The 3,613-nt window shown below is 59.9% G+C and carries 3 protein-coding genes; all 3 read left to right on the forward strand.

Annotated elements, in window-relative coordinates:
* The first annotated feature begins 359 nt into the window (after positions 1–359).
* Genes ACW9JC_RS29330 through ACW9JC_RS29340 form a run of 3 tightly spaced genes read left to right on the forward strand, consistent with a single transcriptional unit; the run spans position 360 to position 3,538 of the window.
* Positions 360–1,769 carry a circularly permuted type 2 ATP-grasp protein gene (locus ACW9JC_RS29330; RefSeq protein WP_457459416.1) on the forward strand — a complete coding sequence of 470 codons (1,410 nt, stop codon included), beginning with the start codon at positions 360–362 and terminating at the stop codon, positions 1,767–1,769.
* A gap of 12 nt (positions 1,770–1,781) precedes the next feature.
* Entirely contained in the window at positions 1,782–2,732 is a 951-nt protein-coding gene (locus ACW9JC_RS29335; RefSeq protein ID WP_175390617.1) for an alpha-E domain-containing protein, read from the forward strand.
* Positions 2,729–3,538, forward strand: a complete 810-nt coding sequence (locus ACW9JC_RS29340) for a transglutaminase family protein (RefSeq protein ID WP_338585497.1) — start codon at positions 2,729–2,731, stop codon at positions 3,536–3,538. Before ACW9JC_RS29335 ends, ACW9JC_RS29340 begins: the two co-directional genes overlap by 4 nt.
* The last annotated feature ends 75 nt before the right edge of the window (positions 3,539–3,613 follow it).

The raw sequence follows: 3,613 nt of genomic DNA on the forward strand, positions 1-3,613 counted from the left end.
CAACCTGTAGGAGCTGCCGCAGGCTGCGATCTTTTGACGTTGCTTTATTTCCCGATATTTCGCTAAGGCAAAAAAAACCGCCCAAAACGGGCGGCTAAAAGGGAAGTTCGGTCAGCTTTTCAGCGAATGAGCGGATTATCCCCTGCGTTAACCGGGCAGTGAAATCAACTCTGACTATGCTGGTGATAGGCAACAACATTGCCTTGCAATGAAGCGGGGGCGATCAGGTTGGGGCGTTTGCCGCACAGGATTGGTGCGGTGCGTGTGTATTGATTATCCAACCGATTGAAATCAAAGCGTTTATGCCGATGGCACGGGCCTTGCGAAGGTCTGTATGTCCGGGTGACAAGGAGTACGGCATGATCCGCACCTATTTTGATGAGATGTACAATGCCGGCGGCCAGGTCCGCCCGCATTATCGGGAGTTTGCCCGTTGGCTGGCCGAAACGCCTGACGAGCTTTTGGCACAACGGCGACGCGAGGCCGATCTGTTATTTCATCGCGCCGGGATTACATTCACGCTCTACGGTGATGAGCAGGGGACAGAGCGCCTGATTCCCTTCGACACCATCCCCCGCAGCATTCCGGCCAGCGAATGGCGCGTGGTCGAACGCGGCTGCATCCAGCGGGTCAAGGCGTTGAACATGTTCCTCGCCGACCTCTACCACGAACAACGCATCATCAAGGCCGGCATCATTCCTGCCGAACAGGTGCTGGCCAACGAGCAATATCAGTTGGCAATGCAAGGGCTGGACTTGCACCGCGATATCTATTCGCACATCTCCGGCGTCGATCTGGTGCGTGATGGCGACGGCACGTACTACGTGCTCGAAGATAATCTGCGCACGCCCAGCGGCGTCAGCTACATGCTCGAAGACCGCAAGATGATGATGCGTTTGTTCCCTGAACTGTTCGCGGCGCAGCGCATCGCACCTATCGACCATTATCCGAACCTGTTGCTCGATACCCTGAAAAGCTCCAGCCCCATCGATAACCCCAGTGTGGTGGTGCTGACGCCGGGGCGTTTCAACAGTGCGTTCTTTGAACATGCGTTTCTGGCGCGGGAAATGGGTGTGGAGCTGGTCGAAGGCGCGGACCTGTTCGTGCGTGACGACAAGGTCTTCATGCGCACCACTGACGGGCCGAAAGCCGTCGATGTGATTTACCGCCGCCTCGACGATGCGTTCCTCGATCCGTTGGCGTTCAACCCAGATTCGATGCTTGGCGTGCCGGGGCTGTTGTCGTCATACCGTTCGGGCAACGTGGTGCTGGCCAATGCCATCGGCACGGGGGTGGCGGACGACAAATCGGTGTATCCGTTCGTGACCGACATGATCCGCTTCTATCTGGATGAAGAGCCGATCCTCCAGAACGTTCCCACGTGGCAATGCCGTAATCCTTCTGAACTTTCCCACGTGCTGGCCAATCTTCCAGAACTGGTGGTCAAGGAAACCCAAGGCTCCGGCGGTTACGGAATGCTGGTGGGGCCGGCGTCGACGGCTGCGGAAATCGAAGCGTTCCGTGCGCGGATCATCGCCAAGCCCCATGCCTATATCGCGCAACCGACGTTGTCGCTATCGACCTGTCCGACCTTTGTCGAAAACGGCATCGCGCCGCGCCATATCGACCTGCGTCCGTTTGTGTTGTCTGGCCGCGAAACCCGGGTCGTGCCCGGCGGTTTGACCCGTGTCGCCCTGCGCGAAGGCTCCCTGGTGGTGAACTCCTCCCAGGGCGGCGGAACCAAGGACACCTGGGTGGTCGAGGATTGAAGGAAGCCTGTCATGCTAAGTAGAACTGCCTCGGATTTGTATTGGATGTCGCGTTACCTGGAGCGGGCGGAAAACCTCGCACGGATGCTCGACATCAGTTACTCGCTGTCGCTGATGCCACAGGATGGCCGCGGTAACGGCCTGCACGAACTGGCGATGCCGCTGTTGATCACCGGCACCCTGGATGATTACCTCGAACGCCACGGCGAACTGCATGCCGAGCGTCTGTTGCATTTCTTCGCTCTGGACGCGGCCAACCCGGCCAGCATCTACAGCTGCCTCGGTGCCGCGCGGGCCAGTGCCCACGCAGTGCGTGGGCGAATCACTGCCGACATGTGGGAAAACATCAATGCCACCTGGCTGGAAATTCGCGGCATCGCCGAACAAGGCCTCAGCCGCTACGGCATGAGCCGTTTCTGCGAGTGGATCAAGGAACGTTCGCACCTGTTCCGCGGCGCCTCCTACGGCACCATCATGCGTAACGACGCCTTCCGCTTCATCCGCCTCGGGACATTCATCGAAAGGGCAGACAACACTTTGCGCCTGCTCGATGCCCGCTACGAAATGGCCGGCGATCAGGCCGAAGCGGTCAGTGACGGCACCGCTCATGCGTATTACCAGTGGAGTGCTCTGCTGCGGGCCTTGTCGTCGTTCGAGGCCTACACCGAAATCTACCGTGACGCCCCCGGCGCGCGGCATGTGGCGGAATTGCTGCTGCTTCGCGCGGATGTGCCGCGTTCTCTGCGCGCCTGCACCGAAGAAATCGACCAGATACTCGCGCAATTACCGGGCGCCAACGGCCGACCGGCGCAACGCTTGGCGGCGGAAATGGACGCGCGTCTGCGCTACACCGGCATCAACGAAATTCTCGACGAAGGCCTGCACGCCTGGCTGACCGAGTTCATCCCGCTGGTGCGCCAGTTGGGCAACGCGATTCACAGTTCCTACCTGGAGGCTGCATGAGACTTTCCATTAGCCACGAGACCACCTATCACTACGAAGATCAGGTGCGGGCGAGCATCCAGTACCTGCGACTGACACCCCACGACAGCGAGCGCCAGCACGTGCTCAGTTGGCAGCTCGATTTGCCGCGCCCGGTGCGCGCGCAACTCGATCCGTTCGGCAACATCCTGCATGTGCTGACCATGGACGAGCCGCACGAGGCGATCATCATCGGCGCCCGTGGCCAGGTCGACATTGATGAATTGCGCGAAGCCGAACACGAGAGCCAGTCGTCATTGCCGTTCCTGCGCTTCACTCGCCTGACCGAAGCCGACGCTGCACTGCGTGCATTCGCCGAAAAGGAGTGCAAGCAGCGTCGCGATCGCACCGCGTTGATCGACTTGATGCATGGCCTGAACCAGCACATGACTTACACGCCGGGGGCCACCGAAGTGGATACCAGCGCTGCGCAGGCTTTCGCCGGGCGTTCGGGAGTGTGTCAGGACCACACTCACGCGTTCCTCGCTTGCGCCCGCAGCTTGGGCATCCCCGCGCGTTACGTGTCGGGGTATCTATACAGCGAGAACAGCGAACACCTGGCCAGTCATGCCTGGGCTGAAGCCTGGCTGGACGACGCCTGGTACAGCTTCGACGTGACCAATGAACTGGCGCGACCGGAGCGTCACCTGAAACTGGCGGTGGGTCTGGATTACCTGGATGCCTGCCCGGTACGCGGCATGCGCCGGGGTGGCGGGTGTGAGCAGATGCACGCCAAGGTCTTCGTGACCCCGACGCCTGCGCCGGTGATTTCAGTGCAGCAGCAGTAATCTGACTGATCACCCCTGTAGGAGCTGCCGCAGGCTGCGATCTTTTGATTTTGATATTAAAAAAAAGATCAAAAG

This window comes from Pseudomonas sp. SDO5591_S426, assembly GCF_054070755.1.